The sequence below is a fragment of the Microbacterium sp. PAMC21962 genome (assembly GCF_019443465.1).
Taxonomy (GTDB): domain Bacteria; phylum Actinomycetota; class Actinomycetes; order Actinomycetales; family Microbacteriaceae; genus Microbacterium; species Microbacterium hominis.
In genome coordinates, this window is the sequence record NZ_CP080381.1 from 2,142,362 (window position 1) to 2,160,581 (window position 18,220).

The following is an 18,220-nucleotide window of genomic DNA, read 5'->3' on the forward strand; positions in this document are numbered from 1 at the left end:
ACGCCGCGCGCGGGTGCGGCGGGCTCGTGCTCAGCGGTGGGCGCGCAGCACGGCGAAGCGCGGCGCGATGTAGGTGCTGCGGCGCGGCGCCCGGGGCAGCAGGGCCCCGGTGATGGCGGTGATGAAAGTGCGCACGGCATCCGTCCTCTCGAGGTCTTCACTCAAGAGAGGGCGGATGCCGTGGCTTATGACGCGGGTTCGCGAAATCAGTCGTCGACGACGGTGACCGCGACCTCGATGTTGCCGCGCGTGGCGTTCGAGTACGGGCACACCTGGTGGGCGGCGTCGGCGAGCTGCTGCGCGACGGCGAGGTCGACGTCGGGGATGTTGACCTCGAGCGCGACGGCCAGCTGGAATCCACCCTGGCCGTTGGGGCCGATGCCGACGCGCGAGCCCACGCTGGAGCCCTCGATGCTCACCTTCTGGGCGCGAGCGACGCTCTGCAGGGCGCTGTGGAAGCAGGCCGCGTACCCGGCGGCGAACAGGAGCTCCGGGTTCGGGGCCTCACCGGCGCCGCCCATCTCCTTGGGGACGCGCACGTCGAAGTCGAGGATGCCGTCGGTGGTGCGGACGTGTCCGTTGCGGCCGCCGCCGGTGGCGAGGGCTTCTGCGGTGTAGAGGGTGTCCATGGTGGTTCCTTTCGTGGAGGTGGGAGGGCGCGCCGCTCAGGCGGCGGTGCGCAGGTCGGCGGCGAGCGCGCGCATGTTGGCGGTGATGGCGGCGAGCTGTTCGAGCAGCTCGCCGAGGCCGCGGCCGCTGTCGACGAACGCGGGCACGAGGCAGCCGGCAGCCGCCACGACGTCGGCGTGGACCTCGCGCCCGGCGGCGGTCAGCGCGACGCGCACGACGCGTTCGTCGGCCGCGTCACGGCGACGCAGGACCAGACCGCGGTCCTCCAGGCGCCGCAGCAGCGGCGAGAGCGTCCCGGAGTCGAGGCCGAGTTCGTCGCCGAGTCCGCTCACGGTGCGCTCGCCCGCGGCCAGCACGATCAGCGCCAGGTACTGCGGATACGTGAGCTTCCACGGCTTCAGCACTTCGCGATAGGCCTGCGTCGTGGCGTGCGAGGCGGTGTACATCGCGAAGCAGACGAACTCGTCGAGCGTGGCGGGAGCGGACATGAGGAAAGCATTGCACACAATTCAGTTGTGCACAATTTGTCGCGGGAGGCGTGTCAGCGCGACAGCGTGAACCCGTCCGGATCACCCTCCCGCGGCGGCCGCAGCTGCGGCGGCAGCGGCCACGGCAGGACGATCCCCTCGTGCGGCCGGCTCATGTCGCCGTAGTCGTCGACCTTGACGACGATCCGCGCCGGCGTCACCTCGACGAGCCGGACGCGCACCGGCTGCCCCTCACCGCGCTCGAGCATCCACGGCTCGGCCAGGAACGCGAGGCCCCGCCGCTCGAGCGCGTCCTCGGCATCCAGCCAGTCGACGGATGCCGCGACCACGCGCCCCAGCACGTCGATCGCCGTCCAGGCGTCGCCGTCCGGCCGTATCCAGCCGAGACGTTCGCCGTCCTCCCGGCGGTGCGCCGTCCAATCCTCCGGAACGACCCCGCCGACGCTCACGCCGTCACCCCCTCGCGGACGAAGAGGTAGCCGCGGTCGTCGAATCCGGCGACCCTGAAGCCGTCCTCGGTGAGCCCGAGGAACGCCTCCCGCACGCGGTACCGCCAGTCCAGCGCCTCACCGGGCGCCTCGCGTCGCAGCCGTTCGATGTCGGCGGGCACCTCCACGGTGGTGACGATGTCCTGCTCGCGCGGCGGGGCGGCGGGCGCATCCAGATCCCAGACGGCGAAGATGCGGTCGGTCTCGTCGCCGCGGTTCACCCCGTCGTCCATGGCGCCGTAGTGGTCCACGAAGTACGCGCCCACGCGCGCGCCGAGAACGCGCAGGTTGAACGACGCGTTGCGGGCGACGAGCGGATCGAAGGTCCAGGTGATGTGGTGCACGTCGCGCCCGAGCGCCCACTCCCGCTGATGCTGCTTGAGCAGGCGCCCGAGTCCCCGCCCCCGATACCCGCCGACGATGCCGGTGATGTGCGAGTGCAGCGACCGGTCGTCGGGAGCGGCGAAGAACCCGACCGACGCGCCGATCATGCGCTCCGCCGCGGGATCGCCCTCCGTCGGGGCGGCATACAGCCCGACGGCGTAGTTGCCCACGTGCGCGAGCGCCCTCAGGAGGTTCGCGGGCATGCCCGTGCGATCGCCGCCCCACACCTCGCTGAGCACGGCGGACGCCGCCGTGATCTGGGCCATGGTCTGCAGGGGTCGGATGCGGAACCCGTCGGGGGTCCGGCTGTCGAGGTCCGCCATGCCGTCACCCTACGCCGGACCCCGACGGAGCCACCGCGCCGACCGGACGATAGCCTGAAACGATGGCTACCGACGACTCCGCGCGCAGACGGCTGGCGCGGATGCCGCCGCAGGGCGCCATCGTCGCCGTGCTGGCGCTGGCCGGCCTCGCCTCGTCGTTCATGTTCACGCTGGTCGTCCCGATCCAGACGCGCCTGCCCGACCTCCTGCACGCCGACCGCGACGACACGGCGTGGGTGGTCACCGCGACGCTCCTCGCGGCCGCCGTCATCACGCCGATCGCGGGGCGTCTGGGCGACATGTACGGCAAGCGCCGCATCGTGCTGGTGCTGCTGGCGACCCTCGTCGTCGGCTCCGTCATCGCGGCGCTGTCGACGGGACTGGTCTGGCTGATCGTCGGCCGCGCCCTGCAGGGGGCCGTGACCGGCGTGATCCCCCTCGGCATCTCGATCCTGCGCGACGTGCTCCACGAGGACCGCGTCGACCCGGCCATCGCCCTCATCAGCGCGACCCTCGGCGTCGGCGGCGCACTCGGACTCCCCGTGAGCGCACTCGTGACCGAGAACGCCGACTGGCACGCCCTCTTCTGGACGGCCGCCGCCCTCGGCGCGATCGTGTTCGTGCTCGTCCTGCTCGTCGTCCCCGTGAGCGTCCTGCGCACGGCGGGCCGCTTCGACTACGTCGGCGCGCTCGGTCTCGCGGTGGGCCTGCTCGGCATCCTGCTCGCCATCTCGCGTGGCGACGCCTGGGGGTGGGCGTCACCGGCGACCCTCGGCTGCGGCCTCGGCGGTGTGGCCGTCCTCCTCGTCTGGGGGTGGTACGAACTGCGGATCGCCGAGCCTCTGCTCGACCTGCGCGTCGCCGCCCGGCGCCCCGTGCTGCTGACGAACCTCGCGTCGGTCGCGATGGGGTTCTCGCTGTTCTCGTCCAACGTGTCCTACCCGCAGCTGCTCGAGCTGCCCGCACCGACCGGCTTCGGGCTCACGCTGCTGGCGGCGAGCCTGGTGATCATGCCGTCCGGCCTGGTCATGATGGTGCTCTCCCCGTTCTCCGGGCGCCTCGCGAGCACCGTCGGGCCGCGACGATTGCTCATCCTCGGCGCGATCGCGCTGATCGCCGCCTACGGCTTCAGCCTGCTGTTCGCGTCGGCCGTCTGGCACATCCTCATCGCGAACCTCCTCATCGGCGTCGGCATCGGGTTCGGCTACGCCGCGATGCCCATGCTCATCATGCGCTCAGTGCCGCAGACCGAGACCGGAGCCTCCAACGGCCTCAACGCCCTCTTCCGCTCGCTGGGGACGAGCTCGGCCGCGGCGGTCGTCGGGGCGGTGCTCGCCGGCATGTCGACGGTGCAGGACGGACGCGCCGTGCCCACGGCATCCGCCTTCCAGGTGTCGTTCTGGCTCGGGCTCGCCGCCGCGGTCATCGCGCTCACGGTCGCGGCCTTCATCCCGCTGCGCCCCGCCGACGAGCACCACCCCGCGTTGCCGGCGGACCACTAGCCTCGCACCATGAGTCCGCGCCAGCCCGTCCTCCCCGCGCCCGCGTCCTCCGGAGACCGCGACACCCGGTTCTTCGGCCAGCCGTGGGCGCTCGCCCACGTGTTCGGTGTGGAGATGTGGGAGCGGTTCAGCTTCTACGGCATGCAGGGCATCCTGCTCATCTACCTGTACTACTCGGTTAGCGAGGGCGGCCTCGGCGTCGATCAGGGCGTGGCCGCGGGCATCGTCGGAGCGTACGGCGGCGCCGTCTACCTCTCCACGATCCTCGGCGCCTGGATCGCCGACCGGATCCTGGGAGCGGAGCGCGTGCTGTTCCTCAGCGCGATCGTCATCATGGCCGGCCACATCGCCCTCGCGCTGCTGCCGGGCTTCGTCGGCGTGGGCGTGGGCCTCGTGCTCGTCGCGATCGGCTCCGGCGGGCTGAAGGCCACCGCGACCAGCGTCGTGGGCACCCTCTACGGCCCGGACGACACCCGCCGTGACGGCGGATTCTCGCTGTTCTACCTCGGCATCAACCTGGGCGCGTTCGCCGGGCCGCTGCTGACGGGCCTCCTCCAGTCGAGCCTCGGCTTCCACTGGGGATTCGGCCTGGCCGCCGTCGGCATGGCCCTGGGGCTCGTGCAGTACTCGTTCGGCCGCCGTCAGCTGCCCGCCGCGGCACGCGCGGTGCCCAACCCGCTTCCCCGCGAGCGCTACCCGCTGATGATCGGCATCGCGGTCGCCGGGGTCGTCCTCATCGTCATCCTGGTGCTGCTCGGCGTCATCCGCGCCGACAACCTCGCCCTGATCGTGATCGTCACCGTGATCGGAGCGGCGATCGCCTACTTCGCGGTCATCCTGTCCAGCCGCCGGGTGGATGCCGAGGAGCGCAGCCGCGTGTGGGGGTTCGTGCCGCTGTTCCTCACCTCGGTCGCCTTCTGGTCGCTGTACCAGCAGCAGTTCACGGTGCTGACGGTCTACTCCGACAAGCGGTTGAACCGCGACCTGTTCGGCTGGGAGATGCCGGTGTCGTGGGTGAACTCCATCAACCCGGTGTTCATCATCGTGCTCTCCGGCGTCTTCGCCGCGGTGTGGACGAAGCTCGGCGCACGCCAACCCGCCACGCCGGTGAAGTTCGGCGTCGCCGCCATCGTGATGGGCGCGGCGTTCCTGCTGTTCCTGCCCTTCGCGGGCGGCGGCGAGAACTCGACGCCGCTGCTGGCCATCGTCGGTATCCTGTTCGTGTTCACCGTGGCGGAGCTGCTGCTCTCGCCGGTGGGCCTGTCGGTGACGACCAAGCTGGCCCCCGACGCCTTCCACACCCAGATGGTGGCGCTGTTCTTCCTGTCGGTGGCGCTCGGCACCGCGATCGCCGGCCAGCTCGCGACCCTCTACGACCCCGACGACGAGGTGCCCTACTTCTCCGTGCTGGGCCTCATCGCGATCGGCGTCGGCGTGCTGCTGCTGCTCTTCGCGAAGCCGGTCCTCCGGCTCATGCGCGGCGTGCGCTGAAGCGGCATCCGCCCACCGGACGCGGGTGTCACCCGACGTCACACGTCCGCGCAGACGGCGCCGGTCGCCGTATCCTGGCGGTGGCTCGAAAACCGGAAGCCTCCGCCTTGAGCAGCCTGCGCCCCTCGCCGCTGCAAGAGCCTTCTGACACTCGCCCGCCCCGCGGGCCATCGTCCTCAGGAGGAGACCCATGTCCGTCGCCACCACGACCTCCGGCAGCCTGCCCCGCACCGCCGCCCTCATCGAGGCGAACGCCTCGCGCACCCTCGCCGACGACGGCTTCACGCTGCAGTCGACGCCCGCGTTCGAGTCGTTGACCGCCCAGGCCGTCGCGGACGTCGTGGAGCGTCAGCGCGCCGCCGGCATCACCCTCGTCGGCGACGGCGAGTTCGGCAAGGCCATGTCGAACGCGGTCGACTACGGCGCCTGGTGGTCGTACTCGTTCCAGCGGGTGAGCGGCCTGTCGCTCACCGAGGTCAACGCGTTCAACGAGCCGCCGGTGCGCTCCGCGCCCGGCGAGATCCGCCTCACGAGCTTCCTCGACCGCCGCGATCGGCAGCTGTTCCCGGCCGTCTACGCCGAGGCCGTCGAGGCGGGGCGCACCGCCACCGCGTTCCCCACGACGACCGGACCGCTCGCGTACCGGGGTCACGATGCCGTGGCATCCGACATCCGTCACCTCACCGGCGCCCTCCGGGACGGCGAGCGCGGCTTCCTCACGGCCATCGCGCCCGGGTCTGCGGCGCGCGTGCGCAACGAGTACTACGCCGGCGACGAGGAGCACATCTTCGCGTGGGCCGACGCCCTGCGCGAGGAGTACCGGGCGATCGTCGACGCCGGGCTCATCCTGCAGCTGGACGACCCGTCGCTCGCCGAGAACTTCGACCAGATCAACCCGGAACCCTCGATCGCCGACTACCAGGCCTTCACGAAGATCCGCATCGACGCGATCAACCACGCCATCGCCGGGCTCCCCAAGGAGCAGGTGCGCCTGCACCTGTGCTGGGGGTCGTGGCACGGGCCGCACACCACCGACATCGAGCTGAAGGACATCCTGCCCGTCGTGCTGCAGGCGAACGTCGGCTCGATCTCGTTCGAGGCCGGCAACGTCCGCCACGAGCACGAGTTCGGTGCGTGGGCGGATGCCGCCGTGCCCGACGACCTGGTGCTCGTGCCCGGCGTCGTCAGCCACGCGACCAACGTCGTGGAGCACCCGGAGCTCGTCGCGCAGCGCATCCGCCGGTTCACCGACATCGTGGGTGCCGACCGCGTCATCGCCTCGACCGACTGCGGGCTCGGTGGACGCCTCCACCCCGACATCGCCTGGGCGAAGCTCGAGACGCTCGGCGAGGGCGCCCGCCGCGCCTGACCCGCGCGTTCCGTCTTCGGCACGCCCGCCGCGGCGCGGAGCGCGCTACGCGCGCGGTGCCCGCTCGATCGCGTCGAGGAGGGCGAGCAGGCCCACCTCGAAGGCGGCGTCGAGGCGCGCGTCGGCATCCGCCCACGCCGCGCTCGCCGCGGCGAGCGCGCTCGTCGCGGGAGACGTCCGCCACACCTCGGCCGGAGCCGCACGCTCGAGCGCGATGCCGAGAGCGAAACTGTCCAGCGCCTCGAGGTGGACCGACACGGCATCCGCTGCGAAGCCGGCGGCGAACAGGGCTGCCGCCATGCGCTCGTAGATGCCCAGCACCGCCTCCGAGGTGATGGGCGTGCCGACGAGGAGGGCCACCAGTCGCGGGTGGGCCGCGTAGCCGGCGCGCATCGAGTGGAGGATCGCCTCCAGCTCCTCGCGCCACGGGCGCCCACGATCCGGAGGGGGTGGCGGGAAGTCCTGCACCATGCGATCGCGGATGAGATCGATCAGATGCTCGAGCCCGCCGACGTGGTAGTACAGCGACGGCGCGGCGACGTCCAAGCGCTTGCCGAGCGCGCGCATGGAGAACGTGTCGCCGCTGTCGATGAGCGCCAGGGCCTCATCGACGATGCGCTCGACCGAGAGACGCGCCACCGAGGGTCTGCCCACACACACCTCCCGAAACAAGACAGTTACACAGCGTACTTGTCGCCGTCGCACGAGCCGGACATACTGCCTAACACCGTTAGATAAATCCGGCTCATTCCTGACCCGACACCCTCTGGAGGACGACATGTCAACGACGACGCCCACTCCGTCCGCACCCGCGGACCCGTCCGGTGCCATCGGCGCCCTGAAGCAGAACTCGCTCGGCGCGAGGGGGATCACCTTCCTCGTGGTCTCGGCCGCCGCGCCGCTGACGGTGATCGCGGGAACCGTGCCGCTCGCGATCCTCATCGCGGGCCCGGCGGCCCCGAGCGCCTACCTCGTCGTCGGCATCGCCCTGGCGATCTTCGCGGCCGGCTTCATGGCGATGACCAACCGCGTCTCGCGCACCGGCGGCTTCTACACGTACATCGCGGCCGCCCTCGGCAAGCACATGGGACTCGGCTCCGGCATCCTCGCCCTCGTCTCGTACAACGCGATGCAGATCGGCATCTACGGGCTGTTCGCAGTGAACACCCGGGCGATGCTCGCCACTGTCTTCGGCATCGACGTCCCGTGGGGCATCCTCGCGGCCGTCGCGATCGCGGGCGTCTGGGCCATGGGTTTCACGGGCATCGACATGGGCGCCAAGGTCCTGGGCGTGCTGCTGGTCGCCGAGACGCTGGCGCTCGCCGCGCTCGGTGTGGCCATCCTCGTCACGGGCGGGACGTCCGCCGGCTTCGGCGACGGGGTGTTCGCACCGGAGAACGTCTTCACGCCGCAGTTCGCCGTCGTGCTGGGTCTCGCGTTCGCCGCCTTCATCGGTTTCGAGTCGACGGTGCTCTATCGGTCCGAAGCACGCACCCCGCATCGCACGATCCCGCGCGCCACCTATGTCGCGGTGGCCGCGATGACGCTGTTCTACTTCGCGTTGACGTGGCTGCTCATCCAGGCCCACGGCGAGGATCTCGTGCAGGCGTTCATCGCCGACAACGGCGTGGAGACGTTCCTGTTCGTCACGGCCGGCAGCCGGCTCGGAGAGGCGGCGACGAGCGTCTTCCTCCTCCTCATCGTGACGAGCGTCTTCGCCGCGCTTCTCGCCTTCCACAACTCGATCAACCGGTACACCTACGCTCTCGCCCGCGACGGCGTGCTCCCCGCCGCGCTCGGCCGCACCCGCGAGCGCAACGGCGCCCCGTGGGTCGCCGGGCTCGTGCAGACGGCACTGGCCGCCGTGGTGGTCGGCGGGTTCGCGCTCGCCGGCGCCGACCCGTACCGGCAGCTGCTGATCTGGGTCAACACGCCGGGCGTGGTCGGCGTCGTCGTCCTGCAGATCCTCGCCGCGGCGTCGGTGGTCGTCTTCTTCGTCCGCCGCGGGCCCGCCGACCGCCCCTGGTACGCACTTCCCACCGGCCTCCTGGGCGGCGTGCTCATGCTCGTCTTCCTCGTGCTCATCGTCGTGAACATCGATGTGCTCACCGGCGCGGATGCCGCGACGAACGCCGTCATCGTGGGCGTCATCCCGGTGTCGTTCCTGATCGGCCTCGTGCTGGCGGAGGGGCTGCGCCGATCACGGCCGGCCGCGTACGCCGGGATCGGCGGGCCGGAGCAGTGACGGCCGCCGACCTCGTCCTCGTCGCCGATGCCCTCCACGGCACGGCCGGCGAAGCCCTGGCCGTGGCCGGGGGCCGCATCGTCGCGATCGGCGACCGCAGCGACGCCGCCGGCTGGAGCGGTGTCGGAACGCGCACGCTGCGCCTGCCCGGCATCGTGTCGCCCGGCCTCGTCGACGCCCACACCCACCCCGTGCTGGGCGCCCGGATGGCCCGCGGGATCGATCTGCGGGAGGTGCGCACGCTCGACGAGCTGCGCTCGAGGCTCGCGGCGGCACGACGCGACGCGGGCGAGTGGATCCTCGGGTGGGGACTGTCCCACGACGTCTGGGCGGGAGCGGCGATCACGGCGGAGGCGCTCGACGACGCGGTCGGCGACGTCCCGACGCTGCTGCGGATGTTCGACGCCCACTCCGCGCTCGCGAGCAGCGCCGCCCTCGCCCGGGCGGGTGTCACGGGTCGCCGGACGTTCGCGTCGGGCGCCCACGTCGACGTGGATGACGCGGGCACCCCCACGGGGTTCCTCCACGAGCACGAGGCGATCGACCTGATCGAGTGCCTCGTCCCGCTCGAGCCGGCGTCCGCCGTCGCGGCGCGACTGGCGGGGGCTCTCGAGCAGATGGCGTCCGTCGGGCTCACGGGAGCGCACGTCATGGACTTCGAAGGAGATCCTGCCGCCCTGTACGCGGCGGTCGAGAGCGAGGACCGGATGCCGCTGCGCCTGCGCATCCACCCGTGGGTCGACCCCGCGTCCACCCCGGACGACTGGGAGGCCCTGATCGCCGCGACCGGCACCGGCGGCGCGTCGTGGCGCCGCCACGGGGTGAAGCTGTTCCTGGACGGCACGATCGACAACGGCACGGCGTGGCTGACGCGTCCCGACCGCGACGGCCGCTCGGTGCGTAGCACGTGGCCCTCCCCCTCGCGCTACGCGGCCGCGATCGCGCGGTTCGCGGCCGCCGGCGTCCCGACGGCCACGCATGCGATCGGCGACGCGGCGGTCCGCCACGCCGCGGCATCCATCGCCGATGCCCGCGCCGCCCACCCGGGTTCCGTGCATCGCATCGAGCACCTGGAGCTGACCGGCGACGACGTGGTCGCCGCGGTCGCGCGCAGCGGCGCGGTCGCGAGCATGCAGCCGACGCACTGCACCCGGTTCGTGCGCGCCGACCGCAGCGACAACTGGAGCACCCGCGTCGGCGCCGACCGCGCGGAGCACTCGTGGCGGACCCGTTCGCTCGCCGACGGCGGCGTGACCCTGGCGCTCGGCTCGGACTGGCCGATCGCGCCGTTCGATCCGCGGGAGATCCTCGTCGAGGCGCAGACCCGGCGCCACGGCGCGGCTGGGCCGATCGGGGCGAACGAGGCGTTGACCGCCGCCCAGGCGTTCGCGGCGTTCACGACCGGCGCGGCCGTCGCCGCCGGGTGCGCCGACGACGAGGGGCGCATCGCCGTGGGGATGCGTGCCGATCTCACCGTGCTGAGCGCCGACCCGTCCGTCTCGGCGCCCGAGGAGGTCGCGGCCGTGGGCGTCCACGCCACGGTGGTCGACGGGCGGGTCCGCTACCTGGCCGGGTGAGCGCGACGAGCGACCGGCGGCCCCGGCGGACGGGCGGGGCGCGGCGTGAGAAGGTGGCGGCATGGCGAACTCTCCCAGCGGGGACTCCCTGACGTCGCGGCTCGTGCGCGTGCTCGAGACCTTCACGGCGGATCGCACCGTGCAGACGGCGAGCGAGATCGGCCGCCGGGCGGGGCTGGCCTCCTCGACCGCCCACCGCATCGTCGACGACCTCGTCGCGGCCGGTCTGCTCGAGCGCGACGACGACCGGCGGGTGCGCGTCGGGATGCGGCTGTGGGAGCTGGCGCTGCGCGGCTCGGGGGCCCTGCGCCTGCGGCAGGCGGCGCTTCCCGCCATGGCCGCCGTGCAGGCCGAGGTCCGCGAGCACACGCAGCTCGCGGTGCTGGAGCAGGACGAAGCGCTGTTCGTCGAACGGCTCTCCGACCCGGATGCCGGGGCCAACATCACCCGCATCGCGGGCCGGCTCCCGCTGCACGCCTCGTCGGCGGGGCTCGTGCTCCTCGCGCACGCTCCCTCCGCCGTCCGGGAGCGCGTGCTCTCCGGGCCGCTGCGCCGCGTCGCCCGGGAGACGACCACGGATGCCGCACGGCTGCGCCGCCTCCTCGCCGACATCCGCCGTGACGGCCACGTGGTGGCGGTCGGCACCGTCGAGTCCGTCTCGACCGGGGTGGCGGTGCCGATCCGCGACGCCGGTGTCGTGGTCGCGGCGCTGGCGGTCGTGCTCCGGCGCGACGACGACCCCGCGCCCGCGCTGCGCGCGTTGCGCGCCGGGGCCGCCGCGATCGAGGCCGCCCTGCGCGCCGCGCGACACTGATCTCGGCATTCCCATTCATCGGGAATCTGCGAGACAGGCCCGGATGCCGCGCCACACTGGAGCGCAGCACCGCCAGGCCCGTCGTCGAAGGAGACGCCATGACCGCCGTCCGCACCCCCGTCGCCATCGTCGGCGCCGGCCCGGCAGGACTCCTGCTCTCACACCTGCTGGCCTCCTCCGGAATCGCCTCCCTCGTCGTCGATGCGCGCAGTCGCGCCGAGATCGAGACCACGATCCGCGCCGGCATCCTCGAGCAGGGCACGGTCGACCTGCTGGTCGAGACGGGAGCCTCGACCCGCGTGCTCACCGACGGTCGGCGGCACGACGGCATCGAGCTGCGATTCGACGGCGAGGGGCACCGCATCGACTTTCCCGCCCTGACCGGCCGCAGCGTGTGGCTGTATCCCCAGCACGAAGTGCTCGCAGACCTCATCGCCACGCGCCTCGCCGATGGGCAGGACCTGCGGTTCGGCACGCGCATCGAGACCGTGGACACGACCGACCCCGCCCGCCCGCGCCTGACGGGCACGGATGCCGAGGGGCGGCCCGTCGAGATCGAGGCCGACATGGTGGTCGGGGCGGACGGATCGCGATCGGTCGTCCGGGCGGCGCTGGGCGGATCGGCGGCGGGGTCGTTCCGCGAGTATCCGTTCGCGTGGTTCGGCATCCTCTGCGAGGCGCCGCCGAGTGCCGACGAGCTGATCTACAGCCACGCGCCGGAGGGGTTCGCGCTCATCAGCCAGCGCAGCGCCACCGTGCAGCGCATGTACTTCCAGTGCGACCCGGGCGCCGATCCCGACGCCCTGAGCGAGCGGGAGATCTGGGACCGACTGCAGGCGCGCGTGCCCGGCACCGTGCTGAAGGAGGGTCCGATCTTCCAGCGCGACGTGCTGCGCTTCCGCAGCTTCGTGGCCGGCGAGCTGCGACGCGGCCGGGTCGCGCTCATCGGCGACGCCGCGCACACCGTGCCTCCGACCGGCGCCAAGGGCATGAACCTGGCGGTCGCCGACGTCGTGCTGCTGCATCGGGCGCTGGAGGCGCTGCTGCACCGACGCGACGAACGGCCGCTCGACGCGTTCGGCGAGACCGCGCTGCGCCGCATCTGGAAGGCGCAGCACTTCTCCTGGTGGATGACGAGCATGCTGCACAGCACTCCCGAGGCGACCGCCTTCGACCGGGAGCGGCAGCGGGCCGAGTTGCGCTCGATCGTCGAGTCGGAGGCGGGACGCGCCTACCTGGCGGAGGCCTACACGGGGTGGCCGTTCGAGACGCGCGTGGGCTGAGGGCGCTCAGTCGGGGAAGGCGATGCGGCGCAGCAGCGCCGCGAGCTGACCGCGCTCCGCGTCATCGAGCGCGGCGTGCAGCTGCCGCTCGGCGGCCTCGGCGGCCACCAGTGCGCGTTCGTAGAGCGCACGGCCCGCGGCGGTGGCGACGACCACGTTCGCCCGGCGATCGCCCGGATCGGGATGCCGCTCGACGAGCCCGCGGCCCTGGAGGTCGTCGACGAGGGAGACGACCTGACTCGGGTCGAGGCGGAGGAACTCGGCGAGCTCGCGCTGCGAGGGCCCGTCGACGTCGACGGCGAGCGCGAGCACCGAGTACGACCGCGCCTTCAGCCCGAGCGGGGCGAGGGCGGCGTTGCCCGCCGCCACGGAGAGCGCGGTGGCCCGAGCGAGCAGGAAGCTCATGTCCTCGGCGAGTCGGGCGGGGGCGCCGACCCGGGATCCCTCTGTGTGCGGCATGACCAGATCGTAGCAAATCTCACAGAATTCAATAATTGACTTCTTCAACTATTGCCGGTTCAATGGAGCCACGAACGAAGGAGTTCCCATGTCTCTCGACGGAAAAGTCGCCATCGTCACCGGCTCGGGCCGCGGACTCGGCCTCGCCTACGCGCAGGAGCTCGCCCGGCAGGGCGCGGCGGTGGTCGTCAACGACGTGGATGCCCCGACGGCGCAGGCCGCCGCCGCGGCGATCGAGGAGCGGGGCGGCCGGGCCGTCGCGGTGGCGGCGGCCGTGGGATCGGCCGAGACCGCCCGCGAGCTCGTGCGCGTCGCCGTCGAGACCTTCGGCGGCCTCGACATCCTCGTCACCAACGCCGGCGTGCTGCGCGACGGCGTCCTCTGGAAGACGAGCGACGAGGCGTTCGACACCGTCGTCGACGTGCACCTGCGCGGCACGTTCACGTGTGTGCGCGAGGCGGCGACCCACATGCGCGGCGCCGGGGTCGCGGGTCGCATCATCTGCATCGGCTCGCCCACGGGCCAGCGCGGCAACTTCGGCCAGACCAACTACGCGGCCGCGAAGGCGGGGATCGTCGGCATGGTGCGCACCTGGGCGATCGAGCTGAAGAAGGCGGGCATCACCGCCAACGCCGTCATCCCGGTGGCGGCGACGGCCATGACGGCCACCGTCCCGTACTTCGCCGCCGCCGTCGAGGCCGACGCCGCGGGCGAGCCCATGCCCGCGTTCTACCGCCACGACCTCGGCTTCGGCACCGCCGATGACGTGTCGGGGCTCATCGCCTACCTCGCCTCGGATGCCGCGGCAACCGTCACGGGACAGGCCATCGGCGTGGGCGGAGACCGCATCCAGCTCTGGTCCCATCCGGAGCCGATCGTCACCGCCTATCACGAGGGCGGCTGGAGCACCGCGGCCCTGGAGGAGCAGTTCCCGACGCTGATCGGCGCGAGCCTGCAGTCCGTCGGCGAGCACTTCCCTCCCCTGCCCGACGATCTGCAGCGTCCGCGGCCCTGACCCGCCCATGACCACGCGATACGAGCCCGCGATCGACGTGTCGACGACGACCGCGATCGACATGCACGTGCACATCGAGGTCGATCCGCACGGGCACAGCTCCCTCCCCGACGATCTCGCGGCGGCGGCGACGTCCTACTTCCGCGCCGACGTCGGCCGTCCCGACCTCGATGCCGTGGCCGCCTACTACCGCGAGCGGTCGATGGCCGCGGTCGTCTTCACCGTCGATGCGCGGACCGCCCTGGAGCATCCGCCGCTGTCGAGCGAGGAGATCGCCGCGGGCGCCGCGCGCAACAACGACGTCCTGATCCCGTTCGGCTCCGTCGACCCGCTGCGCGGACCGGCGGCCGTCGACCATGCGCGACGCCTCATCGAGGACCACGGCGTGCGCGGGTTCAAGTTCCACCCGACCGTGCAGGGGTTCGACCCGAGCGATCCGCGCTGGTTCCCGCTCTACGAGCAGCTCCAGAGCGCGGGCACGATCGCCCTGTTCCACACCGGTCAGACCGGCATCGGCGCCGGCATGCGGGGCGGGCGGGGGCTGCGGCTCGCGCTGTCGAACCCGATACTGCTCGACACGGTCGCCGCGGAGTTCCCCGATCTGCGCATCGTCATGGCACACCCCTCCGTCCCCTGGCAGGACGAGGCCATCGCCGTCGCCACGCACAAGCACAACACGTGGATCGACCTCTCGGGATGGAGCCCGAAGTACTTCCCTCCCGCCCTCGTGCGGGCGGCCACCTCCTTCCTGCGCGCGCGCGTGCTCTTCGGCTCCGACTTCCCGCTGCTCACGCCGGACCGTTGGCTGCGCGACGTGGAGGAGACCGCGCTCACGCCGGAGGTGATGCCCGGCATCCTCAAGGACAACGCCGTCGCACTGCTGGGGCTGGGCTGAGCGATGGTGCCGACGCTGACCACGGCCGCGCCGTTCGGCTTCGACCCCCTCGGATACGCCCCGGCCCACCTGAGCGCCGCCGCGCGGGCGGTCCTCACCCGGCTGGACGACACCCTGCGCGCCGACGTCGCCCCACTGCTGGCGGAGGCCTGGGAGCGCGCGACGCTGCCGCCCGCGGCGCTCGATCCACTCATCGACCTCGCTCTGATGAGCCCCGCGGGGCTCGAGGCGGCCGAGGCCTCGTCGTCGATGTTCTCCGGGTACCGCACCTTCGTCCTCGCCCGGACCGACGTGTCGATCGCGACGGCCTACAACGCGCAGTCCGGGCTGTTCCGCACCGCCGTCCGCCGGGGCGGGACGCGGCAGCAGGCCGATGCGCTCGACCCGGACATCCGCTCGTTCGCGCTGCGCGGCGCGTTCGCGCTGACCGAGCCCGACCACGGCTCCGACATCGCCGGAGGCCTCGCGACCCGCGCCCGCCGCGACGGGGACGACTGGGTGATCGACGGCGCCAAACGATGGATCGGCGGAGCGGACACCGCTCACGTGCTGGTCGTGTTCGCCCGGTCCGACCGGGACGGCGAGATCACGGCGTTCCTCGTCCCGAGGGAGGCGCCGGGCGTGCGGCTCGTCCGCATCGAGGGCAAGACGTCGCTGCGGACGATGCAGAACTTCGACGTCCACCTCGACGGGGTGCGCGTGCCGGAGGCGTCGCGGCTGGGGCGCGTCGCGTCGTGGCGCGACGTCGCCGAGATCCTGCGCGCACTGCGCTCGGACGTCGCGTGGATCGCGACCGGCCTGCAGGCGGGCGCGCTGGATGCCGCCGTGGCGTACGTGCGCGAACGCGAGCAGTTCGGACGGCCGATCGGCGGCTTCCAGCTCGTGCAGGAGAAGCTCGCGCGCATGCTGGGCAACCTCACCGCCTCGCTCGGCATCGTCACCCGACTGTCGGCGCTCCAGGACGACGGCACGCTGCGCGACGAGGACTCCGCGCTCGCCAAGATGCAGACCGCCCGACTCGCCCGCGAGAGCGCGGCGCTCGGCCGCGAGGTGCAGGGCGGCAACGGCATCCTGCTCACCCACGACGCGGCCCGGTTCTTCGCCGACGCCGAGGCCGTCTACTCCTACGAGGGCACGCACGAGATGACCTCGCTGATCGTCGGACGCGGCATCACGGGCGTGTCCGCCTTCGTCTGAACCCGACCGACCTTCGTCTGAACCCGACCGAAAGGACACCCCATGACCACGACCGCCGCCTACGCGGACGCCCCCGACCTCGCCGGCACCGACCTCGGCTGGACCGACTGGATCGAGATCACGCAGGACCGCGTCGACCTGTTCGCCGACGCGACCGACGACCACCAGTGGATCCACGTCGACCCCGAGCGGGCCGCGGCCGGACCGTTCGGGCGCCCCATCGCGCACGGCTTCCTGTCGCTGTCGCTGACGGTCCGGTTCTGGTCCGAGCTCTTCGAGCTCGATGGGGTGGGCACGAAGGTCAACTACGGGCTGGAGAAGGTGCGATTCGTCTCCCCCGTCGCGGTGGGCGCCCGCATCCGGGGCGGCGCCGTCATCGCGGAGGTCCTCGACATCCCGGGTGGCTACCAGTTCACCGTCGACCAGACGATCGAGATCGAGGGCGCCCCCAAGCCCGCGGTCGTGGCCCGCGGCCTGTACCGCTTCTACGCCTGATGAACGACCGCGGCCTCGGCTCCTGGATCGCCAAGCGCCGACTGAAGTGCCCGGACAAGACGGCGCTCGTCTTCGGTGCGCACGCGCTGACCTATGCGGAGCTGGCCGACCTGGTCGACCGCGTCGCGGCGCTGCTGGCGGAGCGCGGCGTGCAGAAGGGGGATGCGGTCGCCTACCTCGGCGAGAACAGCCCCGACTTCCTCGCGGTGCTGTTCGGCTGCGCCCGGCTCGGCGCGGTGTTCGTCCCGGTGAACACCCGTCTGGCGGCACCCGAGATCCGCCACGTGCTCACGGACTCGTCGGCACGCGTGCTCATCCACGACGTCGAGCTCGCCGAGCGGGTCGTCGACGGCGTCGAGGCGGCGCGGATCGCCCACGTCCTCCTCACCGGCGACGGCGCCCCCGGCATCCCGGGCCTGGACCGGCTGCGCTCCGCCGCCGGACGCCGGCCCGTCGAGGCCGAGATCGGTCTGGACGACCCGGCGATCGTCATGTACACCTCGGGCACGACCGGCCGCGCCAAGGGCGCCGTGCTCACCCACGGCAACCTCACCTGGAGCGCGCTCAACTGCATCGTCGACTACGACGTCGTCTCCACCGACGTCGCCCTCATGATCTCGCCCCTGTTCCACGCCGCCTCCCTCGGGATGGGCGCCCTGCCGGTGATCATGAAGGGCGCCACCATGGTCCTCGAACCGGGGTTCGACGCCGGCCGCGCCCTCGAGCTCGTGCAGCGTCACCGCGTCAGCATGCTCAGCGGCGTGCCGACGACGTATCAGCTGATGGCCGACCACCCCGACTGGGATCGCACGGACGTCTCCAGCCTACGCAAGCTCACCTGCGGCGGATCGGCCGTGCCCACCCGCATCCTCGACGCCTACGAGCGGCGCGGACTGTCGTTCTCGCAGGGCTACGGGATGACCGAGGGATCGCCGGGCGTGACCTCGCTCGCCCCCGAGGCGACGACACGCAAGCAGGGCAGCGTGGGCCTGCCCCACTTCTTCACCGAGATACGCATCGCCGACGAGAACGGGATGCCGGTCGCCCCCGGCACCGTCGGGGAGATCGAGGTCACGGGGCCGAACGTCTTCGCCGGCTATCTGAACCTGCCGGAGGAATCGGCCGCCGTCTTCACCGACGACGGCTGGTTCCGCTCCGGAGACCTCGGCTACGTCGACGCCGACGGCTACCTCTTCATCGCCGACCGCCTCAAGGACATGATCATCTCCGGGGGCGAGAACATCTACCCCGCCGAAGTGGAGAACCTCATCAACGACATCCGCGGAATCTCGGGCGTCGCGGTCATCGGGGTGCCGGACGAGCGGTGGGGCGAAGTGCCCTGGGCCGTGGTGACCGTGCGCGACGGACAGGACGTGTCCACGGCGTCGGTGCGCGCCGCCCTGGACGGGGTGCTCGCCCGCTACAAGCTCCCCAAGAACGTGGTCGTGGTCGAGGAGCTGCCGCGCACGGCATCCGGCAAGATCCGCAAGGCGGATCTGCGCGCCCGGTTCGGGCGGCGACACTGACGTGACGACCGGGCGGCCGCAGACCTGACAAAATCGCTT

General features: G+C 72.2%; 18 protein-coding genes. 12 read left to right on the forward strand and 6 right to left on the reverse strand.

The genetic code is table 11. The features are described from left to right. Window positions 1–206 precede the first annotated feature (206 nt). Genes KY498_RS10270 through KY498_RS10285 form a run of 4 tightly spaced genes read right to left on the reverse strand, consistent with a single transcriptional unit; the run spans window position 207 to window position 2,313 of the window. Window positions 207–629, reverse strand: a complete 423-nt coding sequence (locus tag KY498_RS10270; protein ID WP_060959673.1) for an organic hydroperoxide resistance protein — start codon at window positions 627–629, stop codon at window positions 207–209. A 36-nt stretch (window positions 630–665) separates the two neighbouring features. Further along, complete coding sequence (locus tag KY498_RS10275; protein WP_061782214.1) at window positions 666–1,118, reverse strand: MarR family winged helix-turn-helix transcriptional regulator; 453 nt, start codon at window positions 1,116–1,118, stop codon at window positions 666–668. A gap of 53 nt (window positions 1,119–1,171) precedes the next feature. Next, window positions 1,172–1,567, reverse strand: coding sequence for a hypothetical protein (locus KY498_RS10280; RefSeq protein ID WP_060959675.1), 396 nt, complete (start codon window positions 1,565–1,567; stop codon window positions 1,172–1,174). Next, on the reverse strand, window positions 1,564–2,313 hold the full coding sequence (locus tag KY498_RS10285; protein ID WP_060959676.1) for a hypothetical protein: 750 nt from the start codon (window positions 2,311–2,313) through the stop codon (window positions 1,564–1,566). The genes KY498_RS10280 and KY498_RS10285 overlap by 4 nt, the downstream gene beginning before the upstream one ends. Window positions 2,314–2,414: 101 nt before the next feature. On the opposite strand from KY498_RS10285, the gene KY498_RS10290 reads away from it, so the two are divergent. The 3 genes from KY498_RS10290 (at window position 2,415) to KY498_RS10300 (ending at window position 6,675) form a co-directional block, all read left to right on the forward strand. Then, a complete protein-coding gene (locus KY498_RS10290; RefSeq protein WP_060959770.1) occupies window positions 2,415–3,815 on the forward strand; it encodes an MFS transporter in 1,401 nt (466 codons plus the stop codon). A gap of 9 nt (window positions 3,816–3,824) precedes the next feature. Continuing rightward, complete coding sequence (locus KY498_RS10295) at window positions 3,825–5,306, forward strand: peptide MFS transporter (RefSeq protein WP_191009441.1); 1,482 nt, start codon at window positions 3,825–3,827, stop codon at window positions 5,304–5,306. A 190-nt stretch (window positions 5,307–5,496) separates the two neighbouring features. After that, complete coding sequence (locus KY498_RS10300) at window positions 5,497–6,675, forward strand: cobalamin-independent methionine synthase II family protein (protein ID WP_101305395.1); 1,179 nt, start codon at window positions 5,497–5,499, stop codon at window positions 6,673–6,675. Window positions 6,676–6,720: 45 nt separating this feature from the next. On the opposite strand, the gene KY498_RS10305 is transcribed toward KY498_RS10300, so the two are convergent. After that, window positions 6,721–7,314, reverse strand: coding sequence for a TetR/AcrR family transcriptional regulator (locus KY498_RS10305; RefSeq protein ID WP_060959679.1), 594 nt, complete (start codon window positions 7,312–7,314; stop codon window positions 6,721–6,723). 139 nt (window positions 7,315–7,453) lie between these two features. On the opposite strand from KY498_RS10305, the gene KY498_RS10310 reads away from it, so the two are divergent. The 4 genes from KY498_RS10310 (at window position 7,454) to KY498_RS10325 (ending at window position 12,594) form a co-directional block, all read left to right on the forward strand. Beyond that, the gene (locus KY498_RS10310) at window positions 7,454–8,920 is read left to right on the forward strand and encodes an APC family permease (protein ID WP_191009440.1); all 1,467 of its coding nucleotides are present in this window, start codon (window positions 7,454–7,456) and stop codon (window positions 8,918–8,920) included. After that, window positions 8,917–10,497, forward strand: coding sequence for an amidohydrolase (locus KY498_RS10315; protein WP_191009439.1), 1,581 nt, complete (start codon window positions 8,917–8,919; stop codon window positions 10,495–10,497). Before KY498_RS10310 ends, KY498_RS10315 begins: the two co-directional genes overlap by 4 nt. 61 nt (window positions 10,498–10,558) lie before the next feature. Then, on the forward strand, window positions 10,559–11,311 hold the full coding sequence (locus KY498_RS10320) for an IclR family transcriptional regulator (RefSeq protein ID WP_061782212.1): 753 nt from the start codon (window positions 10,559–10,561) through the stop codon (window positions 11,309–11,311). A gap of 98 nt (window positions 11,312–11,409) precedes the next feature. Further along, window positions 11,410–12,594 (forward strand): 4-hydroxybenzoate 3-monooxygenase, encoded by a 1,185-nt coding sequence (locus tag KY498_RS10325; protein WP_191009438.1) that lies wholly within the window; start codon window positions 11,410–11,412, stop codon window positions 12,592–12,594. A gap of 6 nt (window positions 12,595–12,600) precedes the next feature. Here the strand turns inward: KY498_RS10325 and KY498_RS10330 are convergent, their stop codons facing one another. Next, complete coding sequence (locus KY498_RS10330; protein ID WP_191009437.1) at window positions 12,601–13,053, reverse strand: MarR family winged helix-turn-helix transcriptional regulator; 453 nt, start codon at window positions 13,051–13,053, stop codon at window positions 12,601–12,603. 88 nt (window positions 13,054–13,141) lie between these two features. Here KY498_RS10330 and KY498_RS10335 point away from each other — a divergent pair, with 88 nt between their 5' ends. Genes KY498_RS10335 through menE form a run of 5 tightly spaced genes read left to right on the forward strand, consistent with a single transcriptional unit; the run spans window position 13,142 to window position 18,181 of the window. Beyond that, window positions 13,142–14,068 carry an SDR family NAD(P)-dependent oxidoreductase gene (locus KY498_RS10335; protein WP_061782210.1) on the forward strand — a complete coding sequence of 309 codons (927 nt, stop codon included), beginning with the start codon at window positions 13,142–13,144 and terminating at the stop codon, window positions 14,066–14,068. A 7-nt stretch (window positions 14,069–14,075) separates the two neighbouring features. Continuing rightward, complete coding sequence (locus KY498_RS10340; protein WP_191009436.1) at window positions 14,076–14,963, forward strand: amidohydrolase family protein; 888 nt, start codon at window positions 14,076–14,078, stop codon at window positions 14,961–14,963. 3 nt (window positions 14,964–14,966) lie between these two features. Then, complete coding sequence (locus tag KY498_RS10345) at window positions 14,967–16,160, forward strand: acyl-CoA dehydrogenase family protein (RefSeq protein ID WP_191009435.1); 1,194 nt, start codon at window positions 14,967–14,969, stop codon at window positions 16,158–16,160. A 42-nt stretch (window positions 16,161–16,202) separates the two neighbouring features. After that, window positions 16,203–16,655, forward strand: a complete 453-nt coding sequence (locus KY498_RS10350) for a MaoC family dehydratase (protein WP_060959688.1) — start codon at window positions 16,203–16,205, stop codon at window positions 16,653–16,655. Then, a complete protein-coding gene (menE, locus tag KY498_RS10355; protein WP_060959689.1) occupies window positions 16,655–18,181 on the forward strand; it encodes an o-succinylbenzoate--CoA ligase in 1,527 nt (508 codons plus the stop codon). Before KY498_RS10350 ends, menE begins: the two co-directional genes overlap by 1 nt. The last annotated feature ends 39 nt before the right edge of the window (window positions 18,182–18,220 follow it).

Bases quoted from the DNA above. Each gene is read 5' to 3' on its own strand.
- KY498_RS10270 (WP_060959673.1), bottom strand. From the start codon at position 629: ATGGACACCCTCTACACCGCAGAAGCCCTCGCCACCGGCGGCGGCCGC.
- KY498_RS10275 (WP_061782214.1), bottom strand. From the start codon at position 1,118: ATGTCCGCTCCCGCCACGCTCGACGAGTTCGTCTGCTTCGCGATGTAC.
- KY498_RS10285 (WP_060959676.1), bottom strand. From the start codon at position 2,313: ATGGCGGACCTCGACAGCCGGACCCCCGACGGGTTCCGCATCCGACCC.
- KY498_RS10290 (WP_060959770.1), top strand. From the start codon at position 2,415: ATGCCGCCGCAGGGCGCCATCGTCGCCGTGCTGGCGCTGGCCGGCCTC.
- KY498_RS10295 (WP_191009441.1), top strand. From the start codon at position 3,825: ATGAGTCCGCGCCAGCCCGTCCTCCCCGCGCCCGCGTCCTCCGGAGAC.
- KY498_RS10300 (WP_101305395.1), top strand. From the start codon at position 5,497: ATGTCCGTCGCCACCACGACCTCCGGCAGCCTGCCCCGCACCGCCGCC.
- KY498_RS10310 (WP_191009440.1), top strand. From the start codon at position 7,454: ATGTCAACGACGACGCCCACTCCGTCCGCACCCGCGGACCCGTCCGGT.
- KY498_RS10320 (WP_061782212.1), top strand. From the start codon at position 10,559: ATGGCGAACTCTCCCAGCGGGGACTCCCTGACGTCGCGGCTCGTGCGC.
- KY498_RS10325 (WP_191009438.1), top strand. From the start codon at position 11,410: ATGACCGCCGTCCGCACCCCCGTCGCCATCGTCGGCGCCGGCCCGGCA.
- KY498_RS10330 (WP_191009437.1), bottom strand. From the start codon at position 13,053: ATGCCGCACACAGAGGGATCCCGGGTCGGCGCCCCCGCCCGACTCGCC.
- KY498_RS10335 (WP_061782210.1), top strand. From the start codon at position 13,142: ATGTCTCTCGACGGAAAAGTCGCCATCGTCACCGGCTCGGGCCGCGGA.
- KY498_RS10340 (WP_191009436.1), top strand. From the start codon at position 14,076: ATGACCACGCGATACGAGCCCGCGATCGACGTGTCGACGACGACCGCG.
- KY498_RS10345 (WP_191009435.1), top strand. From the start codon at position 14,967: ATGGTGCCGACGCTGACCACGGCCGCGCCGTTCGGCTTCGACCCCCTC.
- KY498_RS10350 (WP_060959688.1), top strand. From the start codon at position 16,203: ATGACCACGACCGCCGCCTACGCGGACGCCCCCGACCTCGCCGGCACC.
- menE (WP_060959689.1), top strand. From the start codon at position 16,655: ATGAACGACCGCGGCCTCGGCTCCTGGATCGCCAAGCGCCGACTGAAG.